The sequence below is a fragment of the Bradyrhizobium sp. USDA 3650 genome (assembly GCF_054057395.1).
In genome coordinates this window covers 1744182-1761893 of the sequence record NZ_JBSRZG010000001.1, presented here as the reverse complement: position 1 = coordinate 1761893, position 17712 = coordinate 1744182, and the positions used below count along the sequence as shown (strand labels likewise).

Annotated in this window: 11 protein-coding genes and 1 pseudogene; all 12 read left to right on the top strand. The window is 65.9% G+C overall.

All coding sequences use genetic code 11. The features are described from left to right. Positions 1-156 precede the first annotated feature (156 nt). The 12 genes and pseudogenes from ACVIN2_RS08410 (at position 157) to ACVIN2_RS08355 (ending at position 17690) form a co-directional block, all read left to right on the top strand. Complete coding sequence (locus ACVIN2_RS08410; protein ID WP_456765241.1) at positions 157-1680, top strand: UxaA family hydrolase; 1524 nt, start codon at positions 157-159, stop codon at positions 1678-1680. 185 nt (positions 1681-1865) lie between these two features. Further along, the gene (locus ACVIN2_RS08405; RefSeq protein ID WP_456765240.1) at positions 1866-2387 is read left to right on the top strand and encodes a PAS domain-containing protein; all 522 of its coding nucleotides are present in this window, start codon (positions 1866-1868) and stop codon (positions 2385-2387) included. After that, positions 2365-3669, top strand: a complete 1305-nt coding sequence (locus ACVIN2_RS08400; RefSeq protein WP_456765239.1) for a methyl-accepting chemotaxis protein — start codon at positions 2365-2367, stop codon at positions 3667-3669. Before ACVIN2_RS08405 ends, ACVIN2_RS08400 begins: the two co-directional genes overlap by 23 nt. A gap of 288 nt (positions 3670-3957) precedes the next feature. Next, the gene (locus tag ACVIN2_RS08395; RefSeq protein WP_456765238.1) at positions 3958-7227 is read left to right on the top strand and encodes a transglutaminase family protein; all 3270 of its coding nucleotides are present in this window, start codon (positions 3958-3960) and stop codon (positions 7225-7227) included. Positions 7228-7254: 27 nt separating this feature from the next. Further along, positions 7255-9792, top strand: coding sequence for a circularly permuted type 2 ATP-grasp protein (locus tag ACVIN2_RS08390; RefSeq protein ID WP_456765237.1), 2538 nt, complete (start codon positions 7255-7257; stop codon positions 9790-9792). Further along, positions 9789-10668, top strand: a pseudogene (locus ACVIN2_RS08385) (transglutaminase family protein). The gene ACVIN2_RS08390 and the pseudogene ACVIN2_RS08385 overlap by 4 nt, the downstream one beginning before the upstream one ends. Before the next feature lie 215 nt (positions 10669-10883). After that, positions 10884-11711 (top strand): metal-dependent phosphohydrolase, encoded by an 828-nt coding sequence (locus ACVIN2_RS08380; protein ID WP_456765236.1) that lies wholly within the window; start codon positions 10884-10886, stop codon positions 11709-11711. A 12-nt stretch (positions 11712-11723) separates the two neighbouring features. Further along, positions 11724-12614, top strand: a complete 891-nt coding sequence (locus ACVIN2_RS08375; protein WP_456765235.1) for an alpha/beta fold hydrolase — start codon at positions 11724-11726, stop codon at positions 12612-12614. Between the two features lie 136 nt (positions 12615-12750). Next, positions 12751-13377: a GTP cyclohydrolase I FolE gene (folE, locus tag ACVIN2_RS08370; protein WP_018456940.1), complete on the top strand. Its 627-nt coding sequence runs from the start codon at positions 12751-12753 to the stop codon at positions 13375-13377. Between the two features lie 27 nt (positions 13378-13404). Beyond that, entirely contained in the window at positions 13405-14928 is a 1524-nt protein-coding gene (locus tag ACVIN2_RS08365; protein WP_456765234.1) for an FAD-dependent oxidoreductase, read from the top strand. A gap of 178 nt (positions 14929-15106) precedes the next feature. After that, positions 15107-16315 carry an ABC transporter substrate-binding protein gene (locus ACVIN2_RS08360; protein ID WP_247288685.1) on the top strand — a complete coding sequence of 403 codons (1209 nt, stop codon included), beginning with the start codon at positions 15107-15109 and terminating at the stop codon, positions 16313-16315. A gap of 160 nt (positions 16316-16475) precedes the next feature. Then, positions 16476-17690: an acyl-CoA dehydrogenase family protein gene (locus ACVIN2_RS08355; RefSeq protein WP_456765233.1), complete on the top strand. Its 1215-nt coding sequence runs from the start codon at positions 16476-16478 to the stop codon at positions 17688-17690. The last annotated feature ends 22 nt before the right edge of the window (positions 17691-17712 follow it).

Genomic DNA, 17712 nt, shown 5'->3' with positions numbered 1-17712 from the left:
TAGGGTGAGGGGCTCTCTCAACACGACTAATCCAACGATCGAGCGCGCCGCTTGCCCCTCACCCGGATCGCCCCGGACGATGCATCGCCGGGCGAGATCCGACCTCTCCCCGTAAGAACGGGGAGAGGTGAAGAAAGAAGACCAAGGAGACCTCCCATGACCATCAGCCCCGTCATTCGCCTGCATCCCGATGATGGCGTGCTGATCGCGCGCGCAAGCCTGCCGCCGGGAACATTGGTGGCCGACGGCGTGACGACGGTCGAGCGCATTCCTTCCGGCCACAAGGTCGCGGTCAAGCCGATCGCATTGGGCGAGCCGGTGATCCGCTACGGCCAGATCATCGGCTTTGCGACGGTGCCGATCGCGCCGGGCCAGCACGTGCACGTGCGGAATTGCGGCATGGGCGATTTCGCCAAGGACTATGCCTATTGCGCCGACGTCAAACCGACGCCGAATTTCGATCTGCCGGCAAGCTTCGAAGGCATCCGCCGCCCGGACGGCCGCGTCGCCACGCGCAACTACATCGGCATCCTGACCTCGGTGAATTGCAGCGCGCATGTCGCAAGCCTCGTCGCCGACGTCTTCAAGAAGAATCCGTTCACCGGCGACAATCCGCTGGCCGACTTCCCCAATGTCGACGGCGTGGTCGCGCTGACCCACAAGACCGGCTGCGGCATGACGCAGAACGAGCCCCTGGCGCTGCTCCGCCGCACGCTCGGTGGCTATGCGCGGCACGTGAACTTCTCCCACGTCATCGTGCTCGGCCTCGGCTGCGAAGTGAACCAGATCGGCGGCCTGATGGAAGAGCAGAAGCTCGCAGGACGTCTGCGTGCGATGGACATCCAGGAGGTCGGCGGCACCCGCAAGACGGTGGAAGCCGGCATCGCCTTCGTGCGCGAGGCACTCGCGGAGTCCAACAAGGTCAAGCGCGAGTCCGTTCCGGTCAGCGAATTGACCGTGGCGCTGCAATGCGGCGGCTCGGATGGCTATTCCGGCGTGTCCGCCAATCCGGCGCTGGGTGCGGCCAGCGATCTCATCGTGCGTCACGGCGGCACCGTGATCCTGTCGGAGACGCCGGAGACCTATGGCGCCGAGCATCTGCTCACGCGCCGCGCCGTCAGCCGCGAAGTCGGCGAGAAGCTGGTCGATCTCATGCGCTGGTGGGACGAATACACGACGCGCGAAGGCGCCGAGATGAACGCCAATCCGAGCCCGGGCAACAAGGCCGGCGGTCTCACCACCATTTTGGAGAAGTCGCTCGGCGCGATGGCGAAGGCCGGCACTACCAACCTCGTCGAGGTGCTGCGCTACGCCGAACCCATCACCAAGAAGGGTTTCGTGTTCATGGACACGCCTGGCTACGATCCCGTCGCCGCGACCGGGCAGGTCGCCGGCGGCGCCAATCTGGTCTGCTTCACCACGGGCCGCGGCAGCGTGTTCGGCTGCAAGCCGGCGCCCTCGATCAAGCTCGCCACCAACACGCCGATGTACAAGCGCATGGAAGAGGACATGGACGTCAATTGCGGCACCATCCTCGAAGGCGAGGAGAGCGTCCAGCAGTGCGGCCAGCGCATTTTCGATCTTATCCTCAAGACCGCGTCCGGACAGCCGACCAAGAGCGAGAGTTTTGATTTCGGCGGCGCCGAGTTCGCGCCCTGGGTGCTGGGCGCGACGATGTAATTCCTCGTTGCGCGTCGGCGGTAACCCTGCACGGCAAGCGACGCTCCTAAGTAATGATACGGAGCCGTCAAGTGAACACGGGGGTTCCCGCGGTCACACCTGATTAACATCTTCTGCCGTAATCCCAGGAGGGATGCGAGCTCCACTCATGTGGGGCGTTCGCCCTTCGTGAGGATTCGTCGACGATGACGCGTGCGATACGGCCGACCGGCGTGGAAAATCTCCTCGGAGAGGAGGAGCTGATCGTGTCGAAGACCGATCTCAAGGGCCGCATCACCTACGCCAACGATGTCTTCATCCGCATGGCGAAGTACTCCTGGAACGAGCTGATGGGCGCGCCCCACAGCCTGATCCGCCACCCCGAGATGCCACGCTCCGTCTTCAAGCTGCTGTGGGACACGCTTCAGTCCAGGCAGGAGATCTTCGCCTACGTCGTCAACCTCGCGAAGGACGGCAGCCACTACTGGGTGTTCGCCCACGTCACGCCGACATTCGACGAGCGTGGCAATATCGTCGGCTATCACTCCAACCGTCGCAAGCCCGATCCCGCGCAGATCGAGCGTATCAAGCCGATCTACAAGGCGCTGTGCGCGGAAGAGGCGCGGCATGCCAATGCCAAGGACGGCATGCATGCGGGCTTCGAGGCGATGGTCGGGCTGCTCAAGCAACAGGGTGTCGGCTACGATGAATTTGTGCTCTCTCTCTAAGGCGCAGGGAGCGACCGCGCTCGCATCCGTTCTTGCCCTCGTTGCGTTCGTGCTCTCGCTGACTGGGGCGACTGGAATTTCCGGTGCGGCGTTGCTTGGCGCGACGGTCGTGCTGCTCGCCTATGCCATCTGGTGCCAGCACCGCACGGCGGTGGCCGTCGACGAGGCGGCAGACGTGTGCTGCAAGGCGGCACGTGGCGATCTCGAGGCGCGCATCCTCAGCATCCGCCAGGCCGGACGGATCGGCGCCATTCAGAAGTCGGTCAACGACATGCTCGACATCACCGATGCCTATTTGCGGGAAGCTTCGGCGTCGATGGACTATGCGAGCCGCGGCAAATATTTCCGCAAGATCCTCGCGCGCGGATTACCCGGCTCGTTCCGCCGTTCAGCCACCGTCATCAATTCCGGCACCGACAGCCTCGGCCGTCGCGTGGTCGAGATCGCGGACCTCGCAAACCAGTTCGGCACGCATCTCGACCAGGTCGCGGGCACTCTGATGGGCGCGGCGACCGATCTTGAATCCGACGCCGGCCAGATGGCGGCGGCGGCCGAGAAGACCAGCCGGCAGACCTCCGGCGTGCTCAGTGCGTCCGACCAGGCCTCGCGCAACGTCGCCACCGTCGCGAGCGCCGCGGAGCAGCTCGCATCATCGATCGCCGAGATCAGCCGCCAGGTGGCGGGCTCGAGCACGAGCACGGGGCGGGCGGTGAACGAAGCCAATCGTGCCGGCAGCGAGATCCGCACACTCGCGGACGCGGCGATGCGGATCGGCGATGTCGTCAAGCTGATCAGCGCGATCGCCTCGCAGACCAATCTCTTGGCGCTCAACGCCACCATCGAGGCCGCGCGGGCAGGCGAGGCCGGCCGCGGCTTCGCCGTGGTCGCATCCGAGGTCAAGAGCCTCGCCAACCAGACCGCGAAGGCGACCGAGGAGATCAGCGCCAAGGTCGGCGAGATGCAGCAATCGACCACCAATTCGGTCGCCGCCGTCGAGGCGATCGCGCAGACCATCACTGAGATCAACGCCATCACCGCCTCGATCCCGACCTCGATCGAGCAGCAGGGGCTCGCCACCCGGGAGATCGCCCGCAACGTCCAGGAAGCCTCGGCCGGCACCTCGCAAATGTCCGCCAACGTCACCGGCATCAGCGAAGCCGCCGCCGACACCGGCCGCGTGGCAAGCCGCGTCAACAGCGCCTCCGAACGCGTCCATGGCGAGGTCGAGACGCTCCGGCGCGAGGTGACGCAGTTTTTGCAGCGGCTGACGTCAGCGGCGTAGGACATCGCGGAGAGGACGCGCATTCTTCCCCTCTCCCCTTGTGGGAGAGGGTGGCTCGCCGCGTTTGCGGCGAGACGGGTGAGGGGTCTCTCTCCGCGCGCACCTCTCACGCCGGAATTCGCGGAGACATACCCCTCATCCGGCGCTTCGCGCCACCTTCTCCCGCAAGGGGAGAAGGAAGAAAGCGACCGCCCGCACCTTGCGTAGGCACCCTTTGCCCGTTGTTAGTGCTTGATCGAGGTCACCAGCGGTGTTCTGCTCAAAAAAGCTGCTGGAGTACCGCACCCCGTGTCGATCTACGTCGCATTACACCACGTCACGCACTACAAATACGACCGCCCGATCGATCTCGGCCCGCAGACCATCCGTCTGCGGCCGGCGCCGCATACCCGCACGCCGATCCTGAGCTATTCGCTCAAGGTCACGCCGGCCAATCATTTCGTGAACTGGCAGCAGGATCCGCTGGGCAATTGGATCGCCCGTTACGTCTTCCCGGAGAAGACGACCGAGCTCAAGATCGAGGTCGATTTCACGGCGCAGATGACCACGGTCAATCCGTTCGACTTCTTCGTCGAGCCCTATGCCGACAGCTTTCCGTTCGAATATACGCAAGATCTCAAGACGGAGCTCGCGCCTTATCTCGAGACCGTCAAGCCCGATCGGCTGTTCGCGAAATATCTCGACACGATCCCGCACGAAGCCCCGAACACCGTCAACTTCCTGGTCGATCTCAACAGGGAGCTGCAGAAAAGGATCGGCTACGTCATCCGCATGGAAGCGGGCGTGCAGACGCCGGAGGAGACGCTCTCCTCCGCGGCCGGCTCGTGCCGCGACTCTGCCTGGCTCCTGATCCAGACCTTCCGGCACCTCGGTCTCGCCGCCCGTTTCGTCTCCGGCTATCTGATCCAGGTCCGTCCCGACATCGATCCGATCGAGGGGCCGCCGGAGGTCGAGAACGATTTCACCGATTTGCACGCCTGGGCCGAAGTCTATCTGCCGGGCGCGGGCTGGATAGGCTTCGACGCGACCTCGGGCATGCTTGCGGGCGAGGGCCACATCCCGGTCGCCGCGACGCCGCACTACCGCTCGGCCGCACCGATCTCCGGCGGCGCCGGTTTTGCCGAGGTCGAATTCGCCTTCGACATGAGCGTCAAGCGCATTCGCGAGGCGCCGCGCATCACAAAACCGTTCTCGGATGAATCCTGGATACGGCTCAACGATCTCGGCGAGCAGGTCGACGGCGATCTTGCGGCGCAGGACGTGCGCCTGACCATGGGCGGCGAGCCGACCTTCGTCTCCGTCGATGATCTCGAAGGCGCCGAGTGGAACACGGACGCCGTCGGTCCGACCAAGCGCGGGCTCGCCGACGATCTGATCCGCCGCCTGCGCGCGCGTTTCGGACCCGGGGGCCTGCTGCACTTCGGTCAGGGCAAATGGTATCCGGGCGAAAGCCTGCCGCGCTGGGCCTTTGGCCTGTACTGGCGCAAGGACGGCGTGCCGATCTGGAAGAATGCCGACCTCATCGCCAGCATCGAAAATCCGCGGCCGGCGCAGGCCAAGGACGTCCAGGCGTTCGTGGAGGGCACGGCGCTGCGGCTCGGGCTCGATCCTGGCTACATCATGCCGGCCTATGAGGACACCGCGTACTGGCTGCAGAAGGAATCGGAGCTTCCCGTCAACGTCGATCCGTCCGATTCCAAATTGTCCGATCCGGAGGCCCGCGCGCGGATGGCGCGGGTGTTCGAGCAGGGTCTCAACAACCCTCGCGGCTTCGTGCTGCCGGTGCAGCGCTGGAATGCGGCGCCGCGCTGGCGCAGCGAGCGCTGGCAGCTCCGGCGCAGTCATCTGTTCCTGATGCCGGGGGATTCGCCGCTCGGCTTGCGCCTGCCGCTGGACTCGCTGGGCTATGTCGCGCCCGATCAATATCCCTACATCGTCGAGCGGGATCCGATGGAGGCCCGCGGCAAGCTGCCGGTGTTCAGCCTTCCGGCGCGTCCGGACTCGCCGGAGCGGCTCGAGCCCGAAGAGCTCAACACCTCTGTCCCGGTCCGCACCGCGATGTCGGTCGAGGTTCGCGACGGCGTGCTCTGTGCCTTCATGCCGCCGGTCGAGCAGATCGAGGATTATCTCGAGATGATCGCGGCGCTCGAAGCCACGGCCGAGGAGATGCAGCTCCAGGTCCATGTCGAGGGTTATCCGCCGCCGTTCGATCCGCGTGTCGACGTCATCAAGGTGACGCCCGATCCCGGCGTGATCGAGGTCAACGTCCAGCCGGCAAAGAACTGGCGCGAGGCGGTCGACATCACCGTCGGGCTCTATGAGGATGCCGGCAAGACACGCCTCGGCGCCAACCGCTTCCTGGTCGACGGCCGCCACACCGGCACCGGCGGCGGCAATCATGTCGTGGTCGGCGGCTCTAGCCCGCAGGACTCGCCGTTCTTGCGCCGGCCTGATCTGTTGAAGAGCCTGGTGCTGCACTGGCAGCGGCATCCCGCGCTGTCCTATTTCTTCTCCGGCCTGTTCATCGGCCCGACCAGCCAGGCACCGCGCATCGACGAAGCCCGCCACGACAGCATTTACGAGCTCGAGGTCGCGCTCACGCACGTGCCGCCGCCGGGCGTTCAGGCGCCGCTGTGGCTGGTGGATCGCTTGTTCCGGCATCTCCTTGTCGACATCACCGGCAACACCCATCGTGCCGAGATCTGCATCGACAAGCTCTATTCACCTGATGGCACGACCGGCCGGCTCGGCCTGGTCGAATTCCGCGCGCTCGAAATGCCGCCCGATCCACGCATGTCGCTGGCGCAGCAGCTGCTGATCCGCGCGCTGATCGCGAAATTCTGGCGCGAGCCGCAACAAGGCAAGTTCGTGCGCTGGGGCACCGCGCTGCATGATCGCTTCATGCTGCCGCACTTCATCTGGGAGGATTTCCTCGAAGTGCTGACCGAGTTGAAGCAGTCCGGCTATCCGTTCGAGCCTGAATGGTATCTGGCCCAGCTCGAATTCCGCTTCCCCGCCTTCGGCCGCATCCATCATGGCGGCGTGACGCTGGAGCTGCGTCAGGCGCTGGAGCCCTGGCACGTGCTCGGCGAGGAGGGCTCGGCCGGCGGCACCGTGCGCTATGTCGACTCATCGGTCGAGCGGCTCCAGGTCAAGGCGGAAGGCTTCGTCGAGGGCCGCCATATCGTCACCTGCAACGGCCGCCGTCTGCCGATGACCGCCACCGGCCGCTCCGGCGAAGCCGTGGCCGGCGTCCGCTTCAAGGCCTGGCAGCCGGCCTCCGGCCTGCATCCGACCATTCCCGTTCACGCGCCCCTGACATTCGACCTGATCGACACCTGGAACGGCCGCTCGCTCGGCGGCTGCGTCTATCACGTCGCCCATCCCGGCGGCCGCAGCTACGACACCAAGCCCGTCAACACCTACGAGGCCGAGGCGCGGCGGCTGGCGCGCTTCCAGGACCACGGCCATACGCCGGGCCCGATGCAGCCGCCGCCTGAGGAACGCACAAATGAGTTTCCGCTGACCCTCGACTTGCGGTCCCCGCTCCTGCAATGAGTATGATGCGGGGGCAGGGAGAGGCGCATGGCCGAGGGCGCAGCCGAAGAGGACGACAAGGCAGGTAAGGCGCAAGGTCAACGCCAAGGTCAGCGCGAAGGCCAGCGCCGTTTCGCGCAATGGGTCCGCGACTACAGGCGCCTGCCCGGCATCCCCGACGAGTTTCTCGGCCCGGACGGCAAGCCCCGCGCGGTCTGGAGCCGCTTCTTCGATGCCTTCGGCGCGCTCGCGCCCGACGAGGTCGAGCGGCGGTTCGGCATGGCCGACCGTCATCTCCGCGAGGCCGGCGTCACCTATCGCGCGCCCGGCGAGAGCGCCGACCGGCCCTGGTCGATCAGCCATCTGCCGCTGCTGATCGACGAGGCTGACTGGAAGCAGCTGTCCGACGGCATCACCCAGCGCGCCGAGCTGCTCGAACTCGTGCTGCGCGACATCTATGGCGAGGGCCGCCTCGTCGCCGAAGGCGCGTTGCCTGCGGCCGCGATTGCCGGCAGCCCAGAATATCTCCGTCCGGTCTGCGGCGTGCCGCCGCCGGGCGGGCGCTATCTCTCGCTCTATGCCGCCGATGTCGGCCGGGGGCCTGACGGCCGCTGGTGGGTGCTCGGCGACCGCACGCAGGCGCCGTCGGGTGCGGGCTATGCGCTGGAGAACCGCCTGGTGCTCTCGCGCGCCTTCTCCGATCTCTACAAATCGATGAACGTGCCGCGCGTCGCGCCGTTCTTCGAGGCGTTTCGCGACAGTCTTCGCGCGCGCGCCGACCGCGACGAGCCGCGAATCGGCGTGCTCACGCCGGGCAGTTTCAGCGAGACCTATTTCGAGCACGCGACGCTGGCGCGCTATCTCGGCTTCCTGCTGGTCGAGGGTGACGATCTCGCCGTCAGCGACAACCATATCCACATCCGCACGGTTGCGGGCCTCAAGCGCCTCGACGTGCTGCTGCGCCGCGTCGATTCCAATTCGCTCGACCCGCTCGAGCTCGATGCCTCCTCGCGGCTCGGCGTCCCCGGCCTGATCGACGTGCTGCGCAAGGACGGCGTCGTCGTCGCCAACATGCCGGGCTCGGGCGTGCTGGAGGCGCGCGCGATGCTCGGCTTCCTGCCGGCGCTCAGCCGCCGCCTGCTCGGTGAAGAGCTGAAGATGCCGCACATCGCGACCTGGTGGTGCGGCCAGCGTTCGGCGCGCGACGAGGTGTTGTCGCGGCTCGACGAGGTTGCGATCGAAGGCGCCTATCGGCGCGGCGTCCCCGGTTTCGACAGCAACGGTCCGGTGCTGGCGAGCGAGCTCGATGCCGCCGGCCGCCGGCGCCTGAGCGACGCGATCGCTGCGCGCGGCATGGACTATGTCGGCCAGGAGGTGGTGCGGCTCTCGACCATGCCGGTATGGGAGCAGGGGCAGATCACGCCCCGTCCCTTCGTGCTGCGCGTGTTCGCAGCCGCGACGCCCGACGGCTGGGCCATCATGCCCGGCGGCTTCTGCCGGATCGCCGAGCAGCCGGATGCGCGCGCGGTGTCGATGGGCGACGGCGCGCGCTCCGCCGATGTCTGGGTGGTCTCGGACAAGCAGGTCTCGACCGCGACGCTGCTGCCGGCGGTCGACAAGGTGCGCATCCGCCGTATCGCTGGCGTGCTGCCGAGTCGCGCCGCCGACAATCTGTTCTGGCTCGGCCGCTATCTCGAACGCGCCGAGGCGACGCTGCGGCTGGTGCGGGCGCTGGGCTCGCCGAGCGGGCCCAACAAGGGCACCGCCGCCTCGCTGCAATCGGCCGAGCGTATCCAGCGCCTGCTGGTGACCTGGGGCGCGATCTCGCAGACCTCGCGGGCGGCGCCCGGCCGCATCGTCGCCGAAGCGCTGCAGAGCCCGGAGCGTTTCGGCTCGGCACTGTCGCTGGTCCGCGCGGCCCAGCGCACGGCGACCTCCTTGCGCGAGCGGCTGTCGCCCGATGCTTGGCAAGTCATCACCGAAATGGTCGAGCGGCTAGCCGTCGAGGTCGAGGACGACGACAGCGTGCTGAGCGCTGCCGAGCTGACCTTGCAGGAGCTCGCGAGCTTTGCCGGCCTTGCGCATGAGAACATGAACCGCGCCGCCGGCTGGCGCTTCCTCGATATCGGCCGCCGCACCGAGCGCGCCATCAACACCACGCGTTTTGCCCGGCAGTTTGCCTATGACGAGGCCGGCGACGAGGATCTCGATATTCTGCTGACGCTGGTGGATTGCCAGATCACCTACCGCTCGCGTTATCTGCTGGCGCCGATCCTGGCGCCGGTGCGCGACCTCGCCGTGCTCGACAGCTACAATCCGCGTTCGGTGGCGTTCCAGGTGACGGCGCTGAACGAGCATATCGCCGCGCTGCCGAGCCTGAAGGAGCACGGCCTCATCGAGAAGCCGCAGCGGCTTGCGGTCGCGCTGCAGGCGATGCTCGCGACCGCGGAGGCCGAGAGGATCGAGGTCAAGACGCTGTTCGCCCTGGAGCAGGATCTGCTCAGCCTCGCCGAGGCGGTCGGGCAGCACTACTTCCCGCACGGCCCCAATGCCAGCCGGCCGGAAAAGTTGACGGGGCTGGCGTGATCTACGATATCCGTCACGTCACCACCTACGAATACGAGAGCCCGGTCAGCTTCGCCCGCTGCACGCTGCGGCTGGAGCCGAGGAGCGGCCATGGCCAGGAGCTGATCTCGCACAAGGTCGAGATTCGTCCGCGCCCCGCGGAGCGTAGCGTCCGGCGCGATTTCTTCGGCACCCTGACCGAGAGCGTGGTGATCGAGGCCGCGCATCGCACTCTGCGCATCGATTCCCGCTCGCGCGTGAAGGTGTCGCGCCAGCCGCCGGCGCGCGCCGCTGCCAGTCCGGGCTGGGAGAGCATTCGCGACATCGCCTTCGAGGCGACGAGCCTCGGGCCGTCCTCGCCGGTCGGCTATGTCTTTGCGAGCCCGCTGGTGCCGGTGCTGGGACCCGTCAGCGCCTATGCCGCGGAAAGCTTCGCGGCCGGCGCGGGGATCCTCGCCGGGGCGGTCGATCTGATGCATCGCATCGGCACCGAATTTCGCTACGACCCGAAGGCGACGGTAATCTCGACGCCGCTCAACAGAGGTCTTCGTCAAGCGACATGGCGTCTGTCAGGATTTTGCCCATGTGATGATTGCGGGCTTGCGCGGGCTGGGCCTACCCGCGGCCTATGTCAGCGGATATTTGCGCACCATTCCGCCGGCGGGCCAGCCGCGCCTGCAGGGCGCCGATGCCACCCATGCCTGGGTGTCGCTGTGGTGCGGGGAGGAGCTTGGCTGGGTCGATTTCGATCCGACCAACGATCTTATGGTCGCCGGCGACCATATCGTGCTCGCGGTCGGCCGCGACTTTTCCGACGTTTCGCCGGTCGACGGCATCATTGTCGGCTCGCCGAAGCAGAAGCTCGACGTCGCCGTCGACGTGCTGCTGGTGGAATGATTGCCGTTTTTGCCGTCCCGGCGACGCCAGCCCGGGTGTGTCGGGCCGGCACCGCAACCGCGATACCGCGGGGCACAACCGCAACATATTTCCGTATTTTCGTTCCCGGGTTTGGCCAGTCGGCCCAAGATGGGCTAAGCTGGCCTTTGCGTCGAGGACATGAATGAGACGTCGGGAGTTGGCGTGGAACACCACCGACAAGCGGGGCTGCATCCATGATCACGTTACCGAAACTGGCGGCGGAGACCCTGGAGAAGTTGCTGGGCTCGTTCATGCGTCGTCGGTACGACGAGTCCTACGCCAGAGTGCTGGAAGGCTCGGCCCGCACGGCGATGGAATGCATCGGCAACAGCGACGCACTCTATCACAACATCGAGCATACGATGTTGGTGACGCTGGCCGCTCAGGCGATCCTGATGGGACGTAATCTCCACACGCATCTTGCGGCTGAGGACTACATCAACGTCCTGATCGCATGCCTTGCGCACGACATCGGCTATGTCCGCGGTCTGTTTCCGGAGGATGATGAAGACGGTTTCATCATCGATGATTCCGGCACCAAGGTGGCGCTGCCGCGTGGCGCTTCGGATGCCAGCCTGATGATGTATCACGTCGATCGCTCGAAACTGTTTGTGCGGCGGCGGCTGCCGCAGATCCGGGGCGTGGACAGTGAGCGCGTCGCCCGCGCCATCGAGGGCACCCGCTTCCCGGCCCGCGAAGGGCAGGAATACGACGACGACGCCTCGATCCTGCGCGCCGCCGACTTCATCGGGCAACTCGGCGATCCCAACTATCTGCGCAAGGCTAACGCGCTCTATTACGAGTTCGAAGAAGTCGGCATGAACCGCCAGCTCGGCTACGATTCGCCGGCCGACATCGTGAACCGCTATCCGCAGTTCTACTGGAACAGCGTCGCACCGCACATCCAGACCGAGATCGGCTATCTCAACAAGACCGAGATCGGTCGGCAGTGGATCGCCAACCTCTACAGCAACGTGTTCCGCGCCGAGCGTGAGATCACGTTGTCCGGGCCGCAAAAATAGCTTCGCCTCGTAATGCAACAAAAAACTGTCGCCACCGATATCCTCGATATCGCCTATCGCGAATACGGCGCGCCGGACGGCTGGCCCTGCATCATGGGCCACGGCTTTCCCTACGACGTGAACGCCTATGCCGAGACTGCGCCGATCATGGCGCAAGCGGGCGCGCGCGTGCTGGTGCCCTGGCTGCGCGGCTACGGGCCGACGCGGTTTCGCTCCGCTGCGACGTTGCGCTCCGGCGAGCAGGCGGCGCTTGGCGCCGATCTCCTGGCCTTCATGGATGCGCTTGGAATCTCGCGCGCGGTGGTCGGCGGTTACGACTGGGGCGGGCGCGCGGCCTGCGTGGTCTCGGTGCTGCATCCGGAGCGGGTGATCGGTCTCGTCTCGGGTAATTCCTACAACATCCAGAATATCGCGCGTTCGATGGAGCCGGCTTCGCCAACCGAGGAGGCGGCGCTCTGGTATCAATATCTCTTCCACAACGAACGCGGCCGCCGCGCTCTGGAGCGCAACCGGCGCGGTTTTGCGCGCCAGCTCTGGTCGATGTGGTCGCCGACATGGGCCTTCGACGACGCGACGTTCGAGACCAGCGCCATGTCGTTCGACAATCCCGATTTCGTCGATGTCGTGATCCACTCCTACCGACATCGTTACGCGCTGGTCGCGGGCGATCCCGCCTATGCCGCGATCGAGGCGAAGCTCGCCGCCCAGCCGCCGGTTCGGGTGCCGACCATCGCGATCGACGGCGACAGCGACGGCGTCAATTCCGGCACCGCGCACCATGCAGGCAAGTTCGAGGGCTTTTTCGAGCGGCGCGTCTTTGCAGGGGCCGGCCACAATTTGCCGCAGGAGCGGCCGGCCGAATGGGCGCAAGCCGTGCTCGACGTGCGGAAAGCGGCCGCATAGAGCCGGATTTCTCGTCCCGCTGTCTTGCCGCTCTCGCAGCTTCCAATTTTTCCTGATCCCGGGAACCTTTTCCAATCGCAGCCGTCCAAGCTGTGGGCCGCCTTCTGTCTGCGGTTCGTTGCAGGGGAGGTTCTCGATGAAGACGCAAACGCGCAGGCTGGAACGTGTCGCGGTCGCGCAGGCGCCGAGCGAGCGGCCTGAGAGGGCGGAGGTCGAGCAGGCGATCCGCACCATGATCCGCTGGGCCGGCGACGATCCCGCGCGCGACGGTCTGCGCGACACGCCGGACCGGGTCGCGCGCGCCTTCGAGGAGTATTTCTCCGGCTATGCGCAGGATCCGACCGAAATCCTGCAAAAGACCTTTGAGGAGATCGAAGGCTATGACGAGATGATCGTCCTGCGCGGTGTTCGCTTCGAAAGCCATTGCGAGCACCACATGGCACCGATCGTCGGCCGCGCCTGGGTGGCTTATATCCCGCAAGGGCGCGTCGTCGGCATCTCCAAGCTCGCGCGTCTCGTCGACATCTACGCCAAGCGGCTTCAGATCCAGGAGAAGATGACCGCGCAGATCGCCAACACGATCAACGATGTGCTGAGGCCCGAAGGTGTCGGGGTCATCATCAAGGCGACGCATCACTGCATGACCACGCGCGGCGCGCACAAGCCCGGGACCGATCTCGTCACCAGCCGCATGCTCGGCGTGTTCCGCGACAATGCGTTGACGCGCCAGGAGCTGCTGGGGCTGGCCAATTCGGACGATTGATCCGCGACGGCTCAAGGAGGCAACGCCATGACCGAAGACAAGAAGCCAAGCGGACCCGACTTGAGCCGAGGCGTGACGCTCGCCGAATTCAAGGACGGCAAATTGCTCGGCCATGTCGGCGAGGAAGACGTCCTGCTGGTGCAGGCCGGCAGCGAGATCTTCGCGATCGAGCCCGCCTGCAGCCACTATCACGGTCCGCTCGTCGAAGGACTGGTGGTGGGCGACACCATCCGCTGTCCCTGGCATCACGCCTGCTTCTCCTTGCGGTCAGGCGAGGCGACCCGTCCGCCGGCGCTGAATGCGCTGGCAGTGTGGGAGGTCTCGCGCGATCGGGACAAGATCGTCGTCCAGCGCAAGCACGAGGTGCCGAAGCCTTCGGTGTCTCACCGGACAGCGCCAACGCCGGAAAAATTCGTCATCATCGGCGGCGGCGCGGCGGGTTTCGCGGCGGCGCAGACGCTCCGTCGCGAGGGCTTTGCCGGCGCCATCACCATGCTCAGCAATGACAGCGCGATGCCGGTGGACCGGCCCAATCTCTCCAAGGACTACCTCGCGGGCAACGCGCCGGAGGATTGGCTGCCGCTGCGGGGCGAGGACTATTATCAGGGCGCCGGCATCGACCTCAGGCTCAACACGAATGTCGCCGCGATCGAGGCGAAGACGCGCAGCGTGACGCTGGGCAATGGCGACAGGCTGCCGTTCGACCGGCTGTTGCTCGCGACCGGCGCCGAGCCGGTCAGATTGCAGATTCCGGGTGCCGACCAGCCTCATGTCCACACGCTGCGCTCCGTCGCCGACAGCCGCGCCATCATCAAGGCGGCCGGCAGCGCCGAACGTGCACTGGTGATCGGCGCCAGCTTCATCGGCCTGGAAGTTGCGGCCTCCTTGCGGGCACGCAAGATCGAGGTGCACGTGGTCGCACCGGACGAACGGCCGATGCAGAAGGTGCTCGGTCCCGAGATGGGCGACTTCGTGCGCGCCCTGCATGAGGAGAATGGCGTCAACTTCCATCTCGATAACACCGTGGAAAAGTTGGACGGCACGCGCGCCACGTTGAAGAGCGGCGGCGTGATCGAAGCCGAACTGGTCGTGGTCGGCATCGGCGTCAAACCGCGCCTCGCGCTCGCCGAGCAGGCGGGGCTTGCGGCCGACCGGGGCGTCAGCGTGAGCGAGTATCTGGAGACCAGCATAGCCGGCATCTTCGCGGCCGGCGACATCGCGCGCTGGCCGGATCCGCATTCGCGGCAAACCATCCGCGTCGAGCACTGGGTGGTGGCGGAGCGGCAGGGCCAGACCGCGGCGCGCAACATGCTCGGCAAGCGCGAGCGTTTCGAGGCCGTGCCGTTCTTCTGGTCGCAGCACTATGACGTGCCGATCAACTATGTCGGCCACGCCGAGAGTTTTGACGATATCGCGATCGACGGCAGCATTTCCGGCAAGGACTGCCTGCTGAAGTATCGCAAGGGCGGCCGCATCCTTGCGATTGCTTCAATTTATCGGGATCTCGACAATCTCAAGGCCGAGCTGGAGATGGAGCGGACGCGCGGCTGAGGCGCCGCATCCGAACTTGATTGGCGTCAATGGTGCTGCCCGCGACGGCCACTGTGCACCGGCTGATCAGCAACTCGACGCAAGACCGCCTTGTGGAACTCCGCTGATCTGACGTGCTGGCAAAAAGCAGCACGTCGCGGCTTCCGAGTCGCGCGGCGATTATCACCGGGGAGAAACCATGAAAGCCGCTTTGGTCCTGGCTGCAGCCTTGGCTGCCTGCCTGTCCACGCCTGTCTCCGCGCAAAAATCCTACGGTCCCGGCGTCAGCGACACCGAGATCAAGATCGGCAACACCATGCCCTATAGCGGCCCCGCTTCGCCGCTCGGCATCACCGGCAGGGTGATCTCGGCCTATTTCGACGAGGTCAACGAGAAGGGCGGGATCAACGGCCGCAAGCTCAATCTCCTGTCGCTCGACGACGCCTTTTCGCCGCCGAAGACCATGGAAGCGGCGCGGCGGTTGGTCGAGGGCGACGGCGTCGCCTTCATCTTCGCGACCATGGGCACCGCGCCGAGCTCGGCGATCGCGAAATATCTCAACAGCAACAAGGTGCCGCAGCTGTTTCTGATCAGCTCGGCCTCGAAGTGGAACGACCCCGCCAACATGCCCTGGTCGATGGCGCTGCCGTGGGCGCCGAACTACACCAGCGAGGCCGCCATCGACGTCGCCTATGCCCGCGCCAAGAACCCGAATGCGCGCTTCGCGGTGCTCTATCAGAACGACGACGCCGGCAAGGAATATCTGCGCGGCGTCAAGGAGGCGCTTGGTGCCGACGCCGACAAGGCGATCGCGATGGCGTCGAGCTTCGAGGTCGCCGACCCCACCGTCGATTCCCAGGTGCTGACGCTCGCCAACACCAAGGCCGACGTCTTCATGATCTATTCGGTGACGCCGCGCGCCTGCGCCCAGGCGATCCGGAAAGCGCATGAGGTCGGCTGGCAGGCGACGCGCTTCCTCGCCTCGGGCTGCGCCAACAAGGCCACCGTGATGGTGCCGGCCGGCCTCGATGCCGGCAAGGGCGTGCTCTCGCTCGGCTCGCTCAAGCCGTTCGTCGAGGCGCCGAAGGACGATCCGGCGATGACGGCCTATATCGACTTCATGAAGAAGCGCCTGCCCAATGCCGACGTCAACAACGTCGCGGGTCTCTACGGCTACACCGTCGCCGAGGCACTGGTGGTCTTGCTGAAGCAGTGCAAGGACAATCTGACGCGCGAGAACATCATGGCGCAGGCGGCCAATTTGAAGAACGTGCCGCTGTCGCTGCTGATGCCCGGCATCACGCTCAACACCACGCCGCAGGATTTCCGCCCGATCAAGGACGGCTATATGCTCCAGTTCAACGGTAACGACTGGATCGTCGCGAGCGAGCTGCTGCGCGGCACGTGAGGGCAAGCGAGCGCCCGCTTTGGAGACACCGATGTCTCCACATCGTCATGGCCGGGCTTGTCCCGGCCATCCACGTCTTTCCCATGGCACGAAAGAACGTGGATGCCCGGGACAAGCCCGGGCATGACGACATCAGGTGTTGTGAACAGAGGAGACCGCCATGGACTTTCACCACTCCGAACGTTCGCTGGAGCTGCAGGAGCGGGTCCGTCGCTTCATGCGGACGCATGTCGAGCCGGTCGAGGAGCTCTATTACGAGCAGGTCAAGCCGGAAGCGACACGCTACAGGACGCCGCAGGTCCTTCAGGACCTGAAGCGGCTCGCGCGCGAGCAGGGGCTCTGGAACCTGTTCCTCTCCGGCGAGCACGGCCCGGGCCTCAGCAATCTCGAATATGCACCGGTGAAGGAGATCATGGGCCGCATCCTCTGGGCGCCGGAGGTGTTCAATTGCTCGGCGCCCGATGTCGGCAACATGGAGGTGCTGGCCAATTACGGCACGCCGGCACAGCAGGAGCGCTGGCTGAAGCCGCTTTTGGAGGGGCGCATCCGCTCCGGCTTCTCGATGACGGAGCCGCAGGTCGCCTCCAGCGATGCCACCAACATTCAATGCGAGATCAGACGCGACGGCGGCGACTACGTCATCAACGGCCGCAAATGGTTCACCTCCGGCGCGATGAACGAGGATTGCGAGATCCTGATCGTGATGGGCAAGACGGCGCCCGACGATCCCGACCGCCACCGCCAGCAATCCATGGTCCTGGTGCCGAAGGCGACGCCCGGCGTGCGCATCGTCCGCGACATGCTCACTTACGGCTACGACGACGCGCCGGTCGGCCATCCCGAGATTGTCTACGAGAACGTTCGCGTGCCCGCCGAGAACATCCTGCTGGGAGAGGGCCGCGGCTTCGAGATCGCGCAAGGCAGGCTTGGTCCCGGCCGCATCCATCATTGCATGCGGCTGATCGGCTGCGCCCAGCGCGCGCTCGAATTGATGTGCCAGCGTGCGGTCTCCCGCACAGCCTTCGGCAAGCCGCTTGCCGAGCAGGGCTCGGTGCGCGAGGACATCGCGCACTCGTTCTGCGAGATCGCGCAGGCGCGCTTGCTCACGCTGCAGGCCGCCGACAGGATGGACCGCGAAGGCAACAAGGCCGCGCGCGACCTGATCGCGGCCGCCAAGATCGTGGTGCCCAGCATGGCGGCCCGCGTCATCGACCGCGCCATCCAGATCCACGGGGCCGCCGGCGTCTCGCAGGATACTTTCCTCGCGCGCGCCTATGTCTACGCCCGCTTCATCCGCATCGGCGACGGGCCGGACCAGGTGCATCTGGCCGCGGTGGGGAAGGAACTGATCAAGCGCGGCGGGGTGATGGGCTGAGCAACGCCATCACTAACCGCCC

Excerpts from the sequence above, each read along its gene's own strand:
- ACVIN2_RS08355 (WP_456765233.1), top strand. The coding sequence starts at position 16,476 with ATGGACTTTCACCACTCCGAACGTTCGCTGGAGCTGCAGGAGCGGGTC.
- ACVIN2_RS08405 (WP_456765240.1), top strand. The coding sequence starts at position 1,866 with ATGACGCGTGCGATACGGCCGACCGGCGTGGAAAATCTCCTCGGAGAG.
- ACVIN2_RS08360 (WP_247288685.1), top strand. The coding sequence starts at position 15,107 with ATGAAAGCCGCTTTGGTCCTGGCTGCAGCCTTGGCTGCCTGCCTGTCC.
- ACVIN2_RS08390 (WP_456765237.1), top strand. The coding sequence starts at position 7,255 with ATGGCCGAGGGCGCAGCCGAAGAGGACGACAAGGCAGGTAAGGCGCAA.
- ACVIN2_RS08410 (WP_456765241.1), top strand. The coding sequence starts at position 157 with ATGACCATCAGCCCCGTCATTCGCCTGCATCCCGATGATGGCGTGCTG.
- folE (WP_018456940.1), top strand. The coding sequence starts at position 12,751 with ATGAAGACGCAAACGCGCAGGCTGGAACGTGTCGCGGTCGCGCAGGCG.
- ACVIN2_RS08400 (WP_456765239.1), top strand. The coding sequence starts at position 2,365 with ATGAATTTGTGCTCTCTCTCTAAGGCGCAGGGAGCGACCGCGCTCGCA.
- ACVIN2_RS08380 (WP_456765236.1), top strand. The coding sequence starts at position 10,884 with ATGATCACGTTACCGAAACTGGCGGCGGAGACCCTGGAGAAGTTGCTG.
- ACVIN2_RS08365 (WP_456765234.1), top strand. The coding sequence starts at position 13,405 with ATGACCGAAGACAAGAAGCCAAGCGGACCCGACTTGAGCCGAGGCGTG.
- ACVIN2_RS08375 (WP_456765235.1), top strand. The coding sequence starts at position 11,724 with ATGCAACAAAAAACTGTCGCCACCGATATCCTCGATATCGCCTATCGC.